This window comes from Cryptosporangium aurantiacum, assembly GCF_900143005.1.
GTDB lineage: Bacteria > Actinomycetota > Actinomycetes > Mycobacteriales > Cryptosporangiaceae > Cryptosporangium > Cryptosporangium aurantiacum.
Map to the genome: position 1 here is coordinate 331,138 of NZ_FRCS01000008.1, position 18,419 is coordinate 349,556.

Consider the following 18,419-nt stretch of genomic DNA (forward strand, 5'->3'; position numbering starts at 1 on the left):
GTCCGGCCCGCGCCGTTTCCTCGTGCGCGCGCCGGTGACCGCTTTCCGTCCGGAGGACTTCCATGACACGCGCCATCCTGGCGCGCGCGGTGTTCGCGTGCGCTGTCGTCGCCGTCTCCGTTTATCTGACCGTCACTGCCACCCCACGGCTGGGCCTCGACCTGCGCGGTGGGACCCAGATCGTGCTCGAGACCAAGAACACTTCAACGACGAAGGCGGACGCCGAAGCGACCGACCGCACGGTCGAGGTGCTCCGCCGCCGGATCGACGCGCTCGGCGTGACCGAGCCGACGATCACCCGCTCCGGTGAGAACCGGATCATCGTCGAGCTGCCCGGCGTCCAGGACCCGGCCGAAGCGGCAGCCGTGATCGGCCGGACCGCACAGCTCACCGTGCGGCCGGTCCTCGGTCATGCCGAGGACGCCACGGCGCCCAGCCCGCCACCGCCCTCACCGCCGTCCGACCCGCCGTCCTCCACGCCGTCCGACCCGGCGTCGGAGGTCACGCTGACCGACGACTCGGGAGTGCCCCTCCGGCTCGGCCCGCCCGCGCTGACCGGGGAAGGGATCGCCGACGCCGCGGCGTCGTTCGACGCCACCAGCGGCCTCGGCTGGTTCGTCACCGTGGACTTCCGCGGCTCCGGCGAGAAGGCGTGGGAGACCGTGACCGGCCGGGCCGCGTGCTCCCCGGCGGGAGACCCGACGCGCCGGGTCGCGATCGTGCTCGACCAGGAGATCGTGTCCGCGCCGCAGGTCGGCGAGGACGTGCGCTGTGACGTCGGCATCGTGGGCGGGTCGACCCAGATCACCGGATCGTTCTCCAAGGCCGAGGCGAACGACCTCGCGCTGCTGGTGAAGGCGGGCGCGCTGCCGGTGCCGGTGGAGACCGTCGAGCAGCGGACGGTCGGCCCCACGCTCGGTGCCGCCGCGATCCGCGCGAGCGCCGAGGCCGCAGTGATCGGCGTCGCGCTCACGGTCGGGTTCCTGCTGCTGGTCTATCGGCTGTCCGGTCTGGTCGCCGCCGTCGCGCTGGCCGGGTACGGCGCGCTGTCCTACGGTGCGCTGACCGCGCTCGGCGCGACGCTGACGCTCCCCGGGCTGGCCGGATTCGTCCTGGCGATCGGGATGGCGATCGACGGCTGCGTGCTGATCTTCGAGCGCTCGCGGGAAGAGGTGTCGCGCGGTCTCCCAGCGGCGGTGAGCGGCGGATTCCGGCATGCGCTCTCGGCGATCGCTGACTCGAACGTCACAACGCTGCTCGCCGCAGGCCTGTTGTTCTTCCTGGCGTCCGGGCCGGTCCGCGGATTCGGCGTGACGCTGTCGATCGGTGTGCTGGCCTCGATGGTGAGCGCGCTGCTGTTCACCCGCGTGCTGATGGAGGTGCTCGTCGCGCTGCCGTGGGTGCGGCGTCACCCGGCCTGGACCGGCCTGGCAGGCCCCGGCCGCGTGCAGCGGTGGATCACCGGGCGCAACCTCGACCTGATGCGGCGCCGCAAGGTGTTCCTGGCGGGCTCGGCCGTGCTGGTCGTGGTGGCGCTGGCCGGGATCGGTCTCCGCGGCTTGAACCTCGGCGTGGAGTTCACCGGCGGCCGGCTGATGGAGTACACGACCGCGTCCCCGATCGCGATCGGTGACGCGCGGCAGGCCGTGGCCGACGCCGGGTTCCCGCGCGCGGTGGTGGTGGAGTCCGGCGACTCCGACGTGAGCGTCCGGACCGAACGGATCTCCGACGACGAGGAGCAGCGCATCCGGAACGCGCTCACCGAGGCGTCCGGCGGAGCGGTCGAGCGGATCAGGGACGAGCAGATCGGCCCGTCGCTGGGCAGCGAGCTACGGACGAAAGCGCTGATCGGCCTCGCCGTCGCGCTGGTCGCGCAGGCCGCCTACCTGGCGCTGCGGTTCCGGTGGACGTTCGCGGTCTCGTCGGTCGTGGCGATGCTGCACGACGTCCTGATCGTCGTCGGCCTGTTCGCCTGGCTCGGGAAGTCACTCGACGGGGTGTTCCTCGCGGCGCTGCTCACCGTGATCGGGTACTCGGTGAACGACTCGGTGGTGATCTTCGACCGGGTCCGGGAGCGGTGGCGCGGCGCGAACCGCGCGACCCCGTTCGCGAACGTCGCGAACGAAGCAGTGCTGCAGACGGTGCCGCGCACGGTCAACACCGGGCTGGGCGCGCTGTTCATCCTCACCGCGCTGGCCGTGCTGGGTGGTGACTCGCTGACCGACTTCGCGATCGCGCTGCTCGCCGGCGTGCTGGTCGGCACGGCGTCGTCGGCGCTGACCGCGACACCGCTCGCGGTCGTACTGGAGAACCGGTGGCCGGGTCGCGTCCGCGGCACCGCGAAGTCGCCCGTTCGGGTCGGCAACGGGGCGGTGGTCTGATGCACACCGCGGAGATCCTGCTCGCGCTCGGCGGTGCGTTCCTCGCCGCCGGAGTGCTGGCTCGTCTGGGGGCCAAGATCGGGCTGCCGACGATCCCGCTGTTCGTCCTGGCCGGGGTGCTGCTCGGCCCGCACACGCCGGGGATCGCCCTGGTCGAGGATCCGTCGCACTTCACGCTGCTGTCCACACTCGGCCTGGTGTTCCTGCTGTTCTACCTGGGCCTCGAGTTCCATCTGGACGACCTGGTCAACGGCGGACGGAAGCTCGTCATCGCCGGTCTCGGGTACCTGGTCCTGAACATCGGCGGCGGTCTGGCGTTCGGATTCGCGCTCGGCTGGGGCACCCGGGAAGCGCTGGTGATGGCCGGGGTCGTCGGCATCTCGTCCTCGGCGATCGTCAGCAAGCTGTTGATCGAGCTCGGGCGGCTCCGGAACCCGGAGTCCCGGTTGATCCTCGGCATCATCGTGGTCGAGGACGTGTTCCTGGCCTTCTACCTGGCGGCACTGCAGCCTGTTCTGGGGGACGCTTCGTCGCTCGCCGCCGCAGCTGGGCAGTTCGGTGTCGCGTTCGCGTTCCTCGTGCTGCTGTTCGGATTGGCGCGCTGGGGCAGCCGGTTGGTGTCGCGGCTGCTCGACGTCCGGGCCGACGAACTGCTCGTCGTCATGTTCGTCGGGCTGGCGGTGGTGGCCGCGGGCGCCGCCGAGGAGCTCGGGGTCTCGGACGCGATCGGGGCGTTCATGATCGGCCTCGTCATCGGGTCGACACCGCACGCGGAGCGGGTCACCACGCTGGTGCATCCGCTGCGGGACGCGTTCGCCGCGCTGTTCTTCTTCACGTTCGGGTTGACAATCGACCCGGGCGACGTGCTGGCGGTGGCCGGTCCGATCGCGGTGGCGGTCGTGCTGACGATCCTGCTGAACCTGGTGGCGGGGCTGGGTGCCGCGCGCCTGTACGGATTCGATCGACGCGCCGGGACGAACGTCGCGGTGACGGTGCTCACCAGGGGCGAGTTCTCGATCGTGCTGGGGACGCTGGCGATCGGCGCCGGGCTCGACCCACGGGTGGCGGCGTTCGCGGCCGGATACGTGCTGGTGCTGGCGATCATCGGGCCGCTGGCGGTGGTACGGACCGAGTGGCTAGCCCGGTTCGTTCCGTCGCGTGTGCTGCCGGCCGCGGTATCGGAGGCGCCACCAGCCGGGCCAACGGTCGGGCCACCGGTCGCGTCGCCGGCCGAGGGGCAGTGCGAGGGAGAAACGCGACGCGACGGCGCCGTCGGGCGTGCGTCGGGATCTGCCGGGCGAGGCTGACCTCGCTCGAACGACTGGGCGGATCCGGGCCTCGGCCCGGATCCGCCCACCGAATTTCAACCTGTGGACAACCGTAACTTGTCGTACAGGCGTTCTAGCCTTTGGTCATGCACGATCACCCCGATCTCTCGCACCTGCGGACTCACTCGCCCGGCCCGGAGCTGGTTGCCGCCCTCGCGGCAATCGATCCGATGCCCCGGTCCGGAGTCGACGCGAACGGCCTCCTCGAGGCGCTGCCCGACGCCGCCGACCAGGTCGTCATCGCTCAGGCTTGGCAGAAGGTGGCCGCCTGGGTCGATTCGCGACTGAACGCCGCGATTCTCGACATCACCGGGATCACGCCCATCTCCGAGGAAGAGGACTGGGGTCGCGAGGAAGTCGCCTCGGCGTTACGCATGTCCAACACCGGGGCCGCCGAGCGCATCGACGTGGCCCGCACCCTGGCGACCCGCCGGTTCCTCACCGGCCGCGCGTTGGCCGAGGGACGCATCACCTACCGGCACGCCGCCGAGATCGTCAAAGGCCTGGAGCCACTCGAGGACGACGATCGCGCCGCCGAGGCGGAGGCACGGCTGCTCGGTGCGGCCGCCACCAAGACACCGGCACAGACCGCCAGCCGGGCACGGAAGGAAGTCATCAAGGCCGACCCTCAGGGTGCCGACAAGCGAGCGAAGCGCGCCCGCAAGGGCCGGCGCGTCGACTTCCACCCGCTTCCCGACGCCATGGCCGAGCTGCGGGCATTCCTCCCGGCCGAGGGAGCCGCGCGGGTACGCGCCACGCTCGACCGGTTGGCGGGCCGCTCGCGGTTCCAGGGCGACGATCGCACGATCGACCAGCGTCGCGCCGATGCGCTCGTCGCACTCGCCGAGCTCGGCTTCCTCGCCGCCGGCGATCGTGCCTGGCTCCCGGACGAGACGGTCCTCCCGGACGAGACGGTCCTCCCGGACGAGACGGTCCTCCCGGACGAGACGGTCCTCCCGGACGAGACGGTCCTCCCGGACGAGGCGGTTACCCCGAACAAGGCAGCCCGCCCCGACAGCGCGGCCGGCCCGGGCCAGGCGGCGACACCGACCGGTCGGCCGAACGCCACCGGCGGCACCACCACAGACGACGACGCGACTACCGGCGACGGCGGCTGCGACGGCGGCGCTGCCGGGCCGGGCAGCGCGTCCGACGCCTTCCTGCGGCGGTGGGCGCGCGCCGTCCGGGGAATCGTCACCGGCAAGCGCGCCGCCCCACCCCGGGTAGCGCTCGTCGCCCCGCTCAGCACCGTCCTCGGCGCCACCGAGGGGCCCGGCGACCTCACCGGCTACGGCCCCGTCCCGCCGTCGATCGCCCGCGAGCTGGCCGGAGACGCGGCCTGGGAAAAGTGGCTCGCCGACCGGCGCGGCATCATCGCCGACTTCGGCCGGTCGGTCTACCGCCCGCCCGCACCGTTGGCGGCGCTGGTCCGGGCGACCTATCCGACCTGTATGTTCCCCGGCTGCTCACAGCCGTCGTACCGCTGCGACCTCGACCACACGGTCAGGCGCATCGACGGCGGCACCACCGACCGCGCGAACCTCGTGCCGCTCTGCCGCCGGCATCATCGTGTCAAGGACGAAGCCGGCTGGCAGGTCGTCCACGACGTCGAGCGCCGGACCTGCACGTGGACGAGCCCCACGGGCCACACCTACTCCGTCGAGGCAGCCGGGCACGACCTGCCGGAGGAACTCACGGAGTTCACCGTGCCCAGAGACGGCCGGAAGGCCACCGACGCTCCCGTTCCCGCCGAGCCCGCGCCGCTGGTTCCGGTCGGTGCCGTCGATTCCGACCCGGACGACGACCCACCGCCGTTCTGAGCGGCTGACCGCAGCACGGTTACCGGGCCCCCTCGGGGAGTCCGGTCACCGGCATGCGCCGCTTACGACGCGGCGCCGTCCGCTGCGGGAATGCTCCCCAAGCGGCCGGCGCGGAAGTCCTCGAACGCCTTCACCACCTCGGCGCGGGTGTTCATCACGAACGGCCCGGCCATCGCCACCGGCTCGCGGATCGGCTGCCCACCGAGCAGGACGACGTCCAGGTTCGGCGTCCGGGACTCCTGGGTCGGGTTCGCGGTGACCGTGATCGTGTCGCCGTCCTCCAGCACCGCGAGCTGCCCGGTGTGGAACGGACGGCCCTTGGCGCCGACGGTTCCCGAGCCACCCAGCACGTACGCCAGCGCGTTGAAGTCACGTCGCCAGGGCACGGTCACGCTGGCGCCAGGGCTCAGCGTCGCGTGCACGATCGTGATCGGCGTGTGCGTGCTTCCCGGCCCCGCGTGCCCGGCGAGCTCACCGGCGATGACGCGGAGCAGCGCCCCACCGTCGTCCGAGCTGAGCAACGCCACCTTGCTCCCCCGGATGTCCTGGTACCGCGGCTGCGCGAACTTCAGCGTCCGGGGCAGGTTCACCCAGAGCTGCAAGCCGTGGAACAGCCCGCCGCTCGCGACCAGGTGCTCGGGCGGCGTTTCGATGTGCAGGATCCCGCCACCGGCAGTCATCCACTGGGTGTCGCCGTTCGTGATCAGGCCACCGCCACCGTTCGAGTCCTGGTGGGCCATCTCGCCGTCGATCATGTAGGTCACGGTCTCGAAGCCCCGGTGCGGGTGCCAGGGCGTGCCCTTGGGCTCACCGGCGCCGTACTCGACCTCGCCCATTTGGTCCATGTGGATGAACGGGTCGAGGGCCCGGAGGTCGACACCGGCGAACGCCCGCCGGACCGGGAACCCCTCCCCCTCGTAACCCTGTGGCGCCGTGGTCAGGCTGGTCACCAGCCGCGGGCGGTCGACGACGGGATCGACCGGAGCGAGCCTCGGCAGCGCGAGCGGGTTGTCGACGGTTACGGCGGGCATCGGGACCTCCCCGGGTGGACTACACCTCTCAATGTAGATGACGTGTCAACCATTCCCGGGTGTGTGGCACGATCTCGCCCATGGTGGGTGGCGCGTGGGGCAACGTCGTGGCGGTGGCGACGATCGCGCTGGTGCCGGCGGCGGGTCTCGTGGTGGCGCTGGCGCGGTGGCGGACCCGTCGCGGGTCGCCGCATCCGTGGCGGTGGTCGTTCGCCGAGGTCGGGCTCGTGGTCGGCACCGCGCCCTGGCTCTGGATGATCCTGACCCCGAGCGGATCGGGACGGTCGATCGAAGCGGTGCCCCTGGTCGGGCTGTTGTCCCAGCTCAGCGGTGAGCCCGCGGTCGCCGTGGAGCAGATCGGCGGCAACCTGCTGGTGTTCGCAGCGCTAGGGTTCTGCGCCCCGCTGCGCTGGGACCTCCGTGTGACGACGGTGGCGGCGCTCGCCTGCGCGGGCTCCCTCGCGGTCGAGGCTCTCCAGTACGCCCTGGCGATCGGCCGCGTGACGAGCGTCGACGACGTCCTGCTCAACACGGTGGGCGCGACCGCCGCCGCGCTCAGCGTCCACATCATGAAGCGCCGCCAGGCGCGCCCGTTCTTGCTCGAACCTGGAGCCCGTCCAGGGCGAGGCTGACGTCCGTCGCAGTGAGGGCCGCGACCTAGTTTTGGTCGCAACCGCGCGAGACGGCCGTCAGCCTCGTTCTGGACGGGCCGCCTACAAAGGGGCGGGGTCGTCTATCAGGTCCTGATCCAGCAGCGCGAGAAACGCGTCGACGACGATCGGATCGAACTGCGTGCCACGGGCGCGTTCGATCTCGTCGCGCGCCGAGCGGGCGTCCAAGGCCGGCGCGTAGGGCCGGTCGACGCGCATCGCGGCCCAGCTGTCGCAGATCGCGATGATCCGTGCACCGAGCGGGATGTCCTCACCCTTGATCCCGGCGGGGTAGCCGAGGCCGTCCCACCGCTCGTGGTGCGCCGCGACCAACGGTGCGAGCGCCGCGTGCCCGCCGACGCCACGGAGCAGCCGTGCCCCCTCCTCCGGGTGGCAGCGCAGCGCTCCCCACTCGCTCTCGGTGAGCGGATCGGTCTTCTGCAAGATCGCGGCGCCCACCCCGAACTTCCCGATGTCGTGCAAGCGTCCGGCCGCGACGACCTGGCGCAGCTCGACGTGGTCGAGCGCCAGGTATCCGCCGACCAGCAGACACCATCGCGCCACCGCAGTGCTGTGTTCGTGGTCGCTGAGCACACGATCGACCCGATCGGCGAGCCACGCGAGCTCCGCCGGGACGTCGAGGTCGTCGGCGAGCGTCCGCCGGTCGGCTCTTCCTGCGACGACCACCCGGTCTCCGCCGCGGCCCTTCGCGTCGGAGAGCGCTCGGTCGGCGTCCCGCACCAGCCGCTCCATGTCCAGGGCGGTCTCCGGCACGTCGTCGGTGGGCGCCTCGGCGGGTCGGCCGGCGGCGGTCGCGACGCCGAACGACCCGGTCACCGCCACCGAGGCACCGCTCCCGACGACGATCGACGTCCGACGGAGCGTCTGGCGGAACCGTTCGGCGACCTCCATCGCGGCCTCCTCACCGGTCTGCGGCAGCAGACACGCGAACTCCTCACCGCCATACCGGGCCAGGACGTCACCGGGGCGGGCCGCGATCCGGAGCCGGTCGGCTACCTGCACCAACACCGAATCACCGGTCGCCCAGCCGTGAACCTTGTTGATCTCGGCGAACGAATCGAGGTCCACGAGGATCAGCCCGGCCCGTCCGTTGCCGTGCATCGCCCGGCGGGCCTCGACCCCTAAGAGCGCCTGGAAGAACGGCCGGTTGTAGAGGCCGGTGAGGCCGTCCGTCACCGCGGTGCGCCGTTGCTCCTGGAGCGCGCGGTCGAGCTCCTGGGCGAGCCTGGTCCGTTCCCGGGTGGTGAGGACCTGGCGGACGAGCAGACCGGTGAGGACCAGACCGGTCACCGCGAGCCAGACCGTATCGACCTTCTGGTTCCGGATCTGGTCCACACCGACCAGCAGCGCCACCACCAGACCGGAGACCAGCACCGCACCGAACGCCCGGTCGTGGTCGAACCGTTCCGCCGGCGGCTCCACGTCGGGATGCCGGATCGCGGCGAGGCCGCCGAGCGTGAGCAGGACGGCCTGCGCCTGCCAGCCGAGGTTGACGAGGCTGGCGTCGGAGTACGTGTCGTTCGCGTCGGCGAACGCGTACCCGGCGTCGGCCACGATGCCGAACAGGTACCCGACGATCGACAGCAGGATCGAGCACGGGATCCCGCGGTGGCCGGCGAGTCCGGCACCGACGAGCGCGACGACGAACACCAGGCCGACGGCCGGGTAGGCGAGGTCGGCGACGATGTCCGCGCGTACCGGGTCGGTGCCGCCGAGCAGGCGCCACGCGACCGACCCGACCGCGAGCACGACGAGGGCGGCGTCCAGCAGCGCGCGGGCTCGCCAGAGCTTCCGGGTCTCCACAAACCCGACCCACGCGGCCGGGACCAACAGCGCGTACGAGGCCGTGAACCCGATCTCGGCGAGCGGGATCGACGCATCGGTCTCGACGATCGCCGCGGCCCGGTCGGACGACATCCAGACGCCCCAGACGCTGCACGTCAGCTCGCCCGCCAGCCAACAGGCGTGCGACGCGGCGAGCCAGCTCCAGACCAGCCTGATCCGGCCGGTGCTGCTGCGCGCCGCGAACATACCGGCGAGCGTCGCGGCCGCGATCGGCAGCAGGTACAGCGCATCGGTGATCAGCGGCGCGGCCCAGGTGCCGCTGGCCGCCCAGGCGAACAATTGGTAGGCGATCAGCCAGCCCAGCGCGCACACCGCGGACACCCGGCACAGCTCGTCCCGGCAGACCGCTTTCCGGTGGGCGACGAACGCGGCCGCGCGACGCTGGTTCTCGACGTCCTCGGCCAGCTGATCGGCACCCCCGGGGAGCGCGCCGTCGTGGTTGACCGCACGTCTGTCGCCGGAGGCTGGCGAGAACGTCACGGCATCCCGAGGAAGGCGGCGAACGTGCCCGGGCAACAGCCGAACACGTCAGCGCGACCGTCGAGAACGGACTGACGTCCGCGCGGGCACCCGAACACGGCTACACCATGGCAGATACGTGGGCATGCGTACCGCCCCGAAAAGGCTCAGACCAGCGCTCCACGACGAACTGCCCCCGAGCTGGGGGCCAATTGGGGGACACGCGACCCCCAATCGGTCCTACCCGAGCGGACCAGGGAGTCGGTCGCCGGACCGAAACGCCCCGACTTCAGCGGCGGGAGCGGGCAAGGTCGGCAGCCCCGACGAGCCCGGCGTCGGTGCCGAGCCGCGACGGCTCGATGCTCGCCTCGCGTCGATAACCGCGCCCCGGCAGGCTGCGGCGGAACTCGTCCCGCGCGGATTCGAGCAGCAGCTCGACGCCGTCGCCGTCCGCGCTCGCTGCCACGCCGGCCAGCGCCGCGAGCAGTCCCCCGCCGATCACGACGCACCCCGGGTCGAGCACGGACGCGACCGTCGCGATGCCGGTACCCAGCCAGCGCCCCAGGTTCTCGACCAGCGCGAGCGCGGCCGGGTCGCCGTCCCGGGCCACCGCGGCCACCACCCGGTAACCGATCTCGTCGACGTCACCCCCGGCCCGCGCGAGCAGCGGCTTGGCCTCGGGCGCTCCGGACACGGCGAGTTGCTTGGCCTCGCGGGCCAGCGCGGCACCCGACGCGTACATCTGCCAGCATCCACGGTTGCCGCACCCACACAGCAGTCCACCGGGGACCACCGGGATGTGCCCGTACTCCGCCGCCACGCCGAACCGGCCGCGGTAGGGATGTCCGTCGATCACGAACCCGCCACCGAGCCCGGTACCGATCACGCAGCTGACCAGGCTCGTCTCGCCGATCCCGGCGCCGTAACGCACTTCTGCCCAGGCGGCGGCGCTGCCGGAATTCTCGACCACGACCGGCAGGTCGAGATGCTGCTCGAGTTCCACTCCGATCGGCTGGTCCGCCCATCCGGCGAGCGATGAGAACAGGACCGTCGACCGGTCCCGGTCGACAAAACCCGCAATGCCCAGCCCGACCGCCGAGATCGTGTACCCGCCGCGAAACGCGTTCACCAAGGCTTGGACGCAAGGCACGAGGTCAGTGGGGCGCGGCGGGGTCGGGACGGTCTGCCGGATCAGCACCCGACCGTCGGGGTCGACAAGGCCGGCCGCGATGCGTGCGCCGCCGACGTCGACTCCCACGACCAGCCCCATGCTTCTCCCCTACCACGCCGTCGGTCCGGACACACGCCACCATCACCCGCACCGGCATCGGTGGTCACCCGGACACGCCGGGCGTCTTCAGCATGCCGAACGTCACGGGTCGCGGGGTTGGCGGGGGGTTTGGCGCCCGTGCTCAGCCTTTGCGCCGTGCCCAGCCTTCGCGCCGTGCTCAGCCTTTGAGCGCGGAGTCGACGAACAGTTCGGCGAGGCTGCCGAGCCGCGAGGGTGAGAGCCGTGCTGCCAGGAGGTCCGGCTCGTGGATCCCGATGAAACCCGCGGACATGGCACCGTCCTCGGTCACCGGGAGCGGCCACCGTCCGAGGTCGCCGCGGAGCGACGCGACCACGCCGACCCCGCACCGCCCGGTCGTGGCCAGGTCGGCGTCGAGCTCGCCGAGCGCGATCGTCTCCTCCAGGTCGGGATCGGCCGCGAGCAGGATGGTCGGCGCCCACTCGTCCTCGTCCTCCTCGTCCTTGGCCGCGTGGCGGCCGGCGGCGCTCGGCTCGATACCCAGCGCCTGCGAGACCCGGCGCCGCATCCTCCCGATGCCGTCCGCGATCGTCGGCACCGGCTCGATCCGGCCGTCGCCGAGCATCGCGAGGTGGTTGGTCTGCTCGGAGTCGAAGCCCGCGATCAAGATCTCGACGTCGTCGCTCCACGGGGCGCCCGCGAGTTCGGCGCCGATGTGCCGGAGGAGGTCGTCGGCGCGGAACTCGTCGCCGGTGAGCGTGAGGACGCCGAGCCGCTCGACGTCGAGCAGCAGCGGCGTGGAACCGCGGGTGCCGACCGTGACCAGCATCGGCAGGGGCGCGGGGACACCGGTCGTGTCCGGGAGCTCCGCGTCGGCGGCGAGCTCCCAGGTCAGCTCGGCGCCGGTCCACGGCGCGGGCGGGTCGGGGCACGGGCGGCTGAGGATGAGCCGGACGGTGTCCTGTTCGACCCAGGCGCCGAGGACGTCCGGCATCTCGTCCGGGGAGCGGTCGGTGAGGCCGGTGGCCAGGACGCGCAGCGCCAGGTCGAGCCGGGCATTGGCGTCCGGTTCGGCCGGGGTGCTCGGTGGGAGGTCGGCGCGGGGCTCGGTCTGCCGTTGGGCGGGGATCCCCGGAGTGGGGCGCGGAGGTGCGGCGATGAACCCGTCGCGGACGACCGTGGGGCGGTTGTTCTTCGGCGGGGGCTTGCGGTGGCCGCGGTGCCTGCGGTGGCGGCCGACGAAGGCTTGCTGACGGCGTCCGCGGGCGAGCAGGAGGGCGGTGAGCAGTCCGGCCCCGGCGAGTGGGACGCCGACCGGGAGCAGCGGGGACAGCCCTTCGTGGTGGGCCGCCGGGCGGGTCTGCGGGTCGGCGCCGCCGCTCGCGCCCGTCGGGAGGGTGGAATCCGGCCGTTCCTGGGTCTGGGGAACGCCGCCCGGTGCCGGCGTGGCGGGGCTCCGGTCGGGAGTTCGGGTGGAGTCGGGAGTTCGGGGTGAGTCGGGGGTGGGCGCCGGCGGCACCGGGGCGGGTTTGCCGCCGCCCGGCGCGGGCTCGGCCGGTGCTTTGCTGTCGGGAGCCTTGCCGTCGGGGGCCTTCCCGTCCGGCGCCTTGCTGTCAGGCGCTTTGCCGTCCGGGGCCTTACCGTCCGGGGCCTTGCCGTCCGGGGCCTTACCCTCTGGGGCCTTGGTGTCCGGGGCCTTGGTGTCTACGTGGCCGGAGGCGTGTTCGTCCGTGCCACGGTCGCGCGCGTCCGGCGGGAGCGTGATCCGCTCCCCCGGCCGGATCTCGTCGGGATCATCCACGCCGCTACCCGTCGCGAGTTCCGGATACCGATCCGGATCACCCAGGAACCGCTCGGCGACGTCCGACAGCCGGTCACCGGGCGCCACCACGTAGCTCCCGGACGACGCCCCCTGCACCGGGCCCGCCGCGTACTGCGACGCTCCGCGGTCCCGTGCGTCCGCCGGAAGCACGAGACGCTGCCCGGCCGCGATCTCGTCCGGATCGGACAGACTGTTCGCGGCCGCCAGCTTGGGGTACCGATCAGGATCGCCCAGGAACCGCGCGGCGATGTCCGCGAGCCGGTCCCCTGGGGCCACCACGTACGTGCTGCCCCCCGCCACCGGGCGGACCGCGCTACCCGGGAACGACGCCGCATCGGTCGGCAGGTGTGACACCGTCCGTACCGGCAGCGGCGGCAACGCGTCCCGAGGGACCGCCGCCGACCACGACGCGGTACCCAGCGACCCGGCGACCGGCGCGGCGGTGCCCACCACGGTCCCAGCAGTTCCCACCGAGGTGCCCACGGTGCCCGCGGTGCTCGCCGCGGGTGGCGCCATCGCCGCGCTCGCCGCGGGCGTCATCGCCGCGCTCGCCGCGGGCGCCATCGCCGCGCTCGCCACAGTGGACGAACCCGCGATCAGCGCCACCGCCGCGATCAACGTCGCCGCGATCCGCTGCTGGGCCCGCAACCCCGGCAAGCGCGGCGCCGGCCGCCGCAGCACCGCCGCCGGCACCTCGACCAGTACCGACAGCGCGAACGTCGCCCAACCCAGCCACCCCGCGACCGTCAGCACCCGCAGGAACAGCGTCCCGTCGTCCGGCGACGTCAGCGCGTTCCCGACCTCGGCCGCCGACGGCACGTGGTCCGGCAGCGGGTTGCCGCCCAGCACGGCCAGCAGCACAGGCACGCCGATCAGCGTCCCCAGCAGCACGAGCAGGGCAGCGAGACCGGACAGCACCTGCCGCGGTCTGCTCCGACCGGCGCGCCGGCTCGTGGACGTGGAACTCATCGCCGCCTCCGTCTCACTGGTTGGGCTGGGTCTGATCGGTGATGAGGACCGCCGTCGCGCGTCCGGTGACCTGGATCGTGTCGATCCCGATCAGGCCGAGCATGGCGGTCGGACGGGTGACCTGGACTTCGACGACGACCTGGGTGCGTTCCTCGTTGACCGTCGCCGTACCGGGCACCCCGGCCTCGGCGAGGTAGGTCTGCGCCGCCTGGACGGCCAACTCGGGGTCGAGCCGCTTCTCGCCGCCGGGGATCGCCGTCCCGCCGTCGATGCCCTGCCCGGCCGCCCGGGCGGCTTCGGCCGCGATGTTGTCGGCGCGCTGCATCGCCCGGAGCCGCGCACCGCCGTCGGCGACCATGCCGATCAGGATCAGGACACCGGTCAGCGCGATCGCCAGAAAAACGCTGACCCGCCCCCGGTCCCCGCTCACGACCGGCTCCGGTAGACGTCGAGCGGGCTGGTGAACGTGGCGGACAGCGTCCGGTTGCCCGGCATGCCCGGCACCGCGATGTCGGAGAACGCCACCGAGCACGAGACGGTCGCGGTGACCGCGGCGGGCTGCCCGACCGGACGTGCGAACTGGCCGGTGTCGACGGTGATCGTCACCGGGTCGCAGTGCAGGCCGTGGTCCTCCAGGACGCTGCGCGCCGCCTCGTCCCCCCGGGCCTGGGCGGTGGCCGCCGTCCGGGAGATCGACGCCGCCCGCGCCGCGTCGTGGGCGGCACCCTCGATCGCGGTCTGCGCCACGGTCTGCCTGCCCACGACCGCGGCGACGGCGATCAGCAGCACGAACGCCGGCACCAGGATCGCGAACTCGACCGCGATCGACCCGTCCTCGTCGAGACCCCGGTAGGCGCTCATGGACCGTCGTCCGTCGTGAACCGCTCCACCTCGCCGCGGGACGACTGCGACACGGTGAACGTGAAGCCCGGGATCAGCGAGATCGCCTGCCCGGTCACCGTCGTCGTGACCTGCTGCCCGTCACGCTCGACCGTCACCTGGCCGTCGGTGAGCCAGTCACCGGCCCTGGCCAGGAACGACCGGCCGCGGTCCTCCCCCGCCCCCGGCGGCGCGGTGAACGCGCGCTCGGCCGTGGACGCCTCCTGGGCTGCGGAGAGCGCGACCGAACGTGCCATGAACACGGCCGCGACCTGGATCGACGCGAACAACGCGAGCAGCACGGCCGGAGCGAGGATTGCCAACTCGACCGGCGACGAACCCCGCTCTCCCCGCAGGCGACGACGCAGCATCGGTCAGGGCGCCGAGTTCATCGCGTTATTGGCCTTGGTGGTGGCCCACGCCACCACCGCCGCCGCCAGCACGGCGAGCCCGGCGATGATGATCGAGGTCGGCACCGGTCCGTCACCTCGGTCGCGCTCCCGCGTCAGTTCCTGCACCCGTAGGTACAGCGTGAGCCACAGCTTCATGAGACTCCCTCAGATACGCGTCATGAACGGATAGAGCACGAACAGGACCAGGACGAACACCAGTGCCGCCCCGGGGATGTCGAGCCGCGACGTGATCGACTCGGCCCTGGCCAGATCAGTCGTCCGGATCTGATCCCGCAGCGAGTCGGCCTGCTCCCGCAGCGTCTGCTGGACCTGGGCGCCCTCGGTGCCGGAGGACTGCATGATCGCCCCGACGTCGCCGAGCTCGGCCACGCCGATCTCCTGACTCATCAACCGCAGCTCGGCCCACGGGAACCGCATCTGCATCTGCGCCCGGAGCAGCGCCTCCCGGATCCGCTGGAAGACCCAGCCGTCGCACACCGTGGCCGCCTGCTCCAACGCCTGCACCGGTCCGTGCGCTGCGGCGAGCTGGAGGGCCACCAGGTCCAGATAGGTGCAGACCGCCCGGACGAACTCAGCCCGGGCGCTGGCGGCTTTCTCGATGACGTCCCGGTGCGCGACGAACATGAACAGCACCGCGCAGACCAGCCCGGCACCGACCGGGATCGCTACCGGCAGGTGGATGCCGGCGGCCGCGAAGATGAACCCGGCCACCGGCGGCGTCGCCAACCCGATCAACGCGGAGAGCAGCAGCGAGACCAGGTACTGCTCCCGTGTCCGGCCGAGCAACGCCAGGTCCCGCTGCGGGACGCGAATCCTCCGCGTGAGCCCGGAGAAGCCCGACGCCGACGCCACGGGAGTAGCCGTGGGCTCGTGCAGCCGGCGCAACGCCGGGCCGAGCGCCGGTACCGCGGGCAGCATCTCCCGGATCAGCAGGAAGCCACCACCGCCCACCGCCGCACCGCCGAGCACCGCGGCCGGTAACTGCCAGGACGCGATCATGACTCGCCCTTCCCGGGTACCGAGAGGAACCGGGGCGCCTTGGGCGGCAGGCTCATCGCCCGAACCCACACCAGCAGCGCGATGAACACGCCACCGAGCCCGGCCATCACGAGCTGCCCGGTCGACGTGCCGTACGGCGCCATGTAGTCCGGGCGGCTCGCGCCGTAGACCAGCACCAGCAGCGTCAGACCGGTGAGGAAGCGGACCGCGAACCGCGGCTGCGTCCGCTTCGCCTCCACCTCGCGGCGCGTCGCCACCTCGGCGGAGGCCGCCGACGCGATCGAGTTCAGGACGTCGCCCAAGTGCTCACCCCGGTCGGACAGATGCAGGATCAGCGCGGCCACCACCTGGTCGCACACCGGGTCGGCGATCTCGTCGGCGAACCGCAGCAGCGCGATCCGCCCGTTCCACCCGGCCTGGAGCCGCGCGGCGAGCGTCCCGATCTCGGTGGAGATCGCCGCGGGCGCGGTCGCGGTGGACGAGACGATCGCCTGCTGCAACCCCACGCCGGTGCCGGAGATGTCCTTGAGCCGACGCGCCCATTCCCCGACGGCCTCGATGCGCAGGATCGCCCGCTTCTCGCTGTTCCCCACCGTGAACAGCCACGGGACGCCCGGCACCGCGAGCGCGGCCAGCAGTCCCGCGATCGGCATCCGGGTGAACAGCCAGCCGAGTACCCCGGCCGCCAGCGCGCCGAGCAGCAACGCCTGCCGGACCCGCCGGTCTTGCGCGCTCAGCCCGTCGCCGTTCCACGCCCGCCGCCACCAGAGCACGGCGGACGACGTCGGGCGCGCCGGACGGGCGGTGCCGATCAACGCGAAGACGCCCAGCGCGACCCCCGCGACGACCAGCGCGCCGCCGAGCCCGGCGATCAGCCGCAGGTTCACACCATCACCCCCGCCGTGCTCGTCGGCACCCGGTTGAGCAGACTTTCCAGCGGCCGTCGCCAGGCGCCGTGACCGGCCTCGATCCAGCCGCCGAGCGCGCGGGCGTCGTATCCGACCCGCAGCAGTTGCTCGCGGGTCCGCCCCGGCAGGTGCTTGGGAACGCCCCGGCCGTCGGTGCCGGGGCCGAACACGGTCGTGGTCGCGATCCGGTCGCCGGTGACGCCGTCGATCTCCTCGATGTGCGAGACGAACCGGTGCTTGCGCCCGCCGATCGGCGTCTCGTCCTGCACGGTCACGTACACCACGAGATCCAGCGCGTTCCCGGCCATCCGCCGGGCCAGCTCCACGGTCATGTCCTTGCCGTGGGACAGCGACAACTCGATGATCCGCTCGGTCACCGCCTGCGGCGTCCGCGCGTGGATCGTGCACATCGACCCCCGCGAGGTCGTCATCGCCTGCAACATCGGCACGATCTCCCGCGACCGCACCTCACCGACGATCACCCGCAGCACACCCAGCCGCAGCGACAGCGGGATCAGGTCCGCGATCGTCACCTCACCGGCCGGACGCCCCGAGAAGTCTCGCTCCCCGTGCCCCTCCCTGGCCTCGAACGACATCGCCCACGGATGCCGCGGCGACGCGTGCAGCCCCAGCTCGCGGGATTCCTCGAGCACCACGAACGCTTCCTGCCGCGGTATCTCGGCCGCCAGCGCCCGCAACAGCGTCGTCTTTCCCGCACCGGCCAGCCCGGCGACCATGATGTTCAGCCCGGCCCGCATCGCCGCGGACAGGAATTCCCCCATCAGCGGATCGATCATCTCCGCCAGATCCCCCCGCCCACCGGCCAGATCCGGCAGCGTGACGTCCAGCGTGGAGTGCCGCCGGATCACCGCGTACGGCCGGTGCGACACCTGATACACCGCCGCCAGCCGCGACCCGTCCGGCAACTGCAGATCCAGCACCGGACGCGACGTCGACAGCGACCGCTCGGTCGACCCCGCCCGCCTTGCCGCGGTCTGCAGGATCTCCACCATCTCGTCGTCGGACTCCGCGATCGGCGAACCGATCTCCACCGCACCGGTCCGCCGGGTGATCCGCACCCGGTCGCACCCCAGGATGTGCACTTCCTCGATCGACGGATCCGCCAGCAACGCCTGCAGACGACCCAACCCGACCAGGTCGGCGATCACCGCCTCCAGCAGCGCCCGCTCGTCCGCCGCCCCCAGCGGCACCCCGGCCCGCCGCTGTGCGTCGACCCACTCCGCGACCTGCTGGCCGGCGACCCGGTCCCGTTCCCGACGGCGATCGTCCTCCGAAGCGTCCGGATGATTGCGCAACCACAGCGAGAGCCGCTCGCTGATCTGCCGCCCCAGCAACCGCACCGCCGCGTAGTCGACCGCGGCGGGTGCCGCGTGTCGCGGCCCCGGACCCTGCCCCGAACCCGACCCCGGGCCCACGGTGGGCGGAGGCCCGGGCTGCGGCCGGCGGGGCGTCGCATCGACGACCGAGGGCGGCAGGAACATCACCGCATCGGATCCACTCGACGACGGCGGGTCCGGCGGTCCCGGCGGACTCGGCGGACCCAGCGGTCCGGGCGGTCCCGGCGGGCGACGCGGCGGCGGCGGTAGCGCCGAGCGAAGCGCGTTCGACGGCATCCCCGTCGCCG

Annotated in this window: 15 protein-coding genes; 4 read left to right on the plus strand and 11 right to left on the minus strand. The window is 72.5% G+C overall.

Features of this window, described 5'->3' with window-relative positions; genetic code table 11:
• The first annotated feature begins 62 nt into the window (after positions 1–62).
• The 3 genes from secD to BUB75_RS26570 all read left to right on the plus strand — a co-directional run bounded on the left by secD (position 63) and on the right by BUB75_RS26570 (position 5,529).
• On the plus strand, positions 63–2,381 hold the full coding sequence (gene secD / locus BUB75_RS26560) for a protein translocase subunit SecD (RefSeq protein WP_073260530.1): 2,319 nt from the start codon (positions 63–65) through the stop codon (positions 2,379–2,381).
• Positions 2,381–3,688, plus strand: coding sequence for a cation:proton antiporter (locus BUB75_RS26565; RefSeq protein WP_084741787.1), 1,308 nt, complete (start codon positions 2,381–2,383; stop codon positions 3,686–3,688). The genes secD and BUB75_RS26565 overlap by 1 nt, the downstream gene beginning before the upstream one ends.
• A gap of 107 nt (positions 3,689–3,795) precedes the next feature.
• Positions 3,796–5,529: an HNH endonuclease signature motif containing protein gene (locus BUB75_RS26570; RefSeq protein ID WP_073260532.1), complete on the plus strand. Its 1,734-nt coding sequence runs from the start codon at positions 3,796–3,798 to the stop codon at positions 5,527–5,529.
• 62 nt (positions 5,530–5,591) lie between these two features.
• Here the strand turns inward: BUB75_RS26570 and BUB75_RS26575 are convergent, their stop codons facing one another.
• Positions 5,592–6,560 (minus strand): pirin family protein, encoded by a 969-nt coding sequence (locus BUB75_RS26575; RefSeq protein WP_073260533.1) that lies wholly within the window; start codon positions 6,558–6,560, stop codon positions 5,592–5,594.
• Between the two features lie 80 nt (positions 6,561–6,640).
• Here BUB75_RS26575 and BUB75_RS26580 point away from each other — a divergent pair, with 80 nt between their 5' ends.
• Positions 6,641–7,192, plus strand: a complete 552-nt coding sequence (locus BUB75_RS26580) for a VanZ family protein (protein ID WP_073260534.1) — start codon at positions 6,641–6,643, stop codon at positions 7,190–7,192.
• 81 nt (positions 7,193–7,273) lie between these two features.
• Here the strand turns inward: BUB75_RS26580 and BUB75_RS26585 are convergent, their stop codons facing one another.
• The 10 genes from BUB75_RS26585 to BUB75_RS26625 form a co-directional block, all read right to left on the minus strand.
• Positions 7,274–9,556: a bifunctional diguanylate cyclase/phosphohydrolase gene (locus tag BUB75_RS26585; RefSeq protein ID WP_073260535.1), complete on the minus strand. Its 2,283-nt coding sequence runs from the start codon at positions 9,554–9,556 to the stop codon at positions 7,274–7,276.
• A gap of 268 nt (positions 9,557–9,824) precedes the next feature.
• The gene (locus BUB75_RS26590) at positions 9,825–10,805 is read right to left on the minus strand and encodes an ROK family protein (RefSeq protein WP_073260536.1); all 981 of its coding nucleotides are present in this window, start codon (positions 10,803–10,805) and stop codon (positions 9,825–9,827) included.
• A 178-nt stretch (positions 10,806–10,983) separates the two neighbouring features.
• Positions 10,984–13,575, minus strand: coding sequence for a LysM peptidoglycan-binding domain-containing protein (locus tag BUB75_RS26595; RefSeq protein WP_143175413.1), 2,592 nt, complete (start codon positions 13,573–13,575; stop codon positions 10,984–10,986).
• Between the two features lie 13 nt (positions 13,576–13,588).
• Positions 13,589–14,005 carry a hypothetical protein gene (locus BUB75_RS26600; RefSeq protein WP_073260538.1) on the minus strand — a complete coding sequence of 139 codons (417 nt, stop codon included), beginning with the start codon at positions 14,003–14,005 and terminating at the stop codon, positions 13,589–13,591.
• Positions 14,002–14,436, minus strand: coding sequence for a TadE family protein (locus tag BUB75_RS26605; RefSeq protein ID WP_073260539.1), 435 nt, complete (start codon positions 14,434–14,436; stop codon positions 14,002–14,004). Before BUB75_RS26605 ends, BUB75_RS26600 begins: the two co-directional genes overlap by 4 nt.
• Positions 14,433–14,825, minus strand: coding sequence for a TadE family protein (locus tag BUB75_RS26610; protein ID WP_073260540.1), 393 nt, complete (start codon positions 14,823–14,825; stop codon positions 14,433–14,435). Before BUB75_RS26610 ends, BUB75_RS26605 begins: the two co-directional genes overlap by 4 nt.
• A gap of 3 nt (positions 14,826–14,828) precedes the next feature.
• Positions 14,829–15,002: a hypothetical protein gene (locus BUB75_RS46480; protein WP_178379983.1), complete on the minus strand. Its 174-nt coding sequence runs from the start codon at positions 15,000–15,002 to the stop codon at positions 14,829–14,831.
• 9 nt (positions 15,003–15,011) lie between these two features.
• Entirely contained in the window at positions 15,012–15,863 is an 852-nt protein-coding gene (locus BUB75_RS26615; protein ID WP_425430901.1) for a type II secretion system F family protein, read from the minus strand.
• On the minus strand, positions 15,863–16,753 hold the full coding sequence (locus BUB75_RS26620; RefSeq protein ID WP_073260542.1) for a type II secretion system F family protein: 891 nt from the start codon (positions 16,751–16,753) through the stop codon (positions 15,863–15,865). The genes BUB75_RS26615 and BUB75_RS26620 overlap by 1 nt, the downstream gene beginning before the upstream one ends.
• Positions 16,750–18,276, minus strand: a complete 1,527-nt coding sequence (locus BUB75_RS26625; protein ID WP_073260543.1) for a TadA family conjugal transfer-associated ATPase — start codon at positions 18,274–18,276, stop codon at positions 16,750–16,752. The genes BUB75_RS26620 and BUB75_RS26625 overlap by 4 nt, the downstream gene beginning before the upstream one ends.
• Positions 18,277–18,419 lie beyond the last annotated feature (143 nt).

Excerpts from the sequence above, each read along its gene's own strand:
- BUB75_RS26580 (WP_073260534.1), top strand. The coding sequence starts at position 6,641 with ATGGTGGGTGGCGCGTGGGGCAACGTCGTGGCGGTGGCGACGATCGCG.
- BUB75_RS46480 (WP_178379983.1), bottom strand. The coding sequence starts at position 15,002 with ATGAAGCTGTGGCTCACGCTGTACCTACGGGTGCAGGAACTGACGCGG.
- BUB75_RS26565 (WP_084741787.1), top strand. The coding sequence starts at position 2,381 with ATGCACACCGCGGAGATCCTGCTCGCGCTCGGCGGTGCGTTCCTCGCC.
- BUB75_RS26570 (WP_073260532.1), top strand. The coding sequence starts at position 3,796 with ATGCACGATCACCCCGATCTCTCGCACCTGCGGACTCACTCGCCCGGC.
- BUB75_RS26575 (WP_073260533.1), bottom strand. The coding sequence starts at position 6,560 with ATGCCCGCCGTAACCGTCGACAACCCGCTCGCGCTGCCGAGGCTCGCT.
- BUB75_RS26595 (WP_143175413.1), bottom strand. The coding sequence starts at position 13,575 with ATGAGTTCCACGTCCACGAGCCGGCGCGCCGGTCGGAGCAGACCGCGG.
- BUB75_RS26605 (WP_073260539.1), bottom strand. The coding sequence starts at position 14,436 with ATGAGCGCCTACCGGGGTCTCGACGAGGACGGGTCGATCGCGGTCGAG.
- BUB75_RS26590 (WP_073260536.1), bottom strand. The coding sequence starts at position 10,805 with ATGGGGCTGGTCGTGGGAGTCGACGTCGGCGGCGCACGCATCGCGGCC.
- BUB75_RS26610 (WP_073260540.1), bottom strand. The coding sequence starts at position 14,825 with ATGCTGCGTCGTCGCCTGCGGGGAGAGCGGGGTTCGTCGCCGGTCGAG.
- BUB75_RS26625 (WP_073260543.1), bottom strand. The coding sequence starts at position 18,276 with ATGTTCCTGCCGCCCTCGGTCGTCGATGCGACGCCCCGCCGGCCGCAG.
- secD (WP_073260530.1), top strand. The coding sequence starts at position 63 with ATGACACGCGCCATCCTGGCGCGCGCGGTGTTCGCGTGCGCTGTCGTC.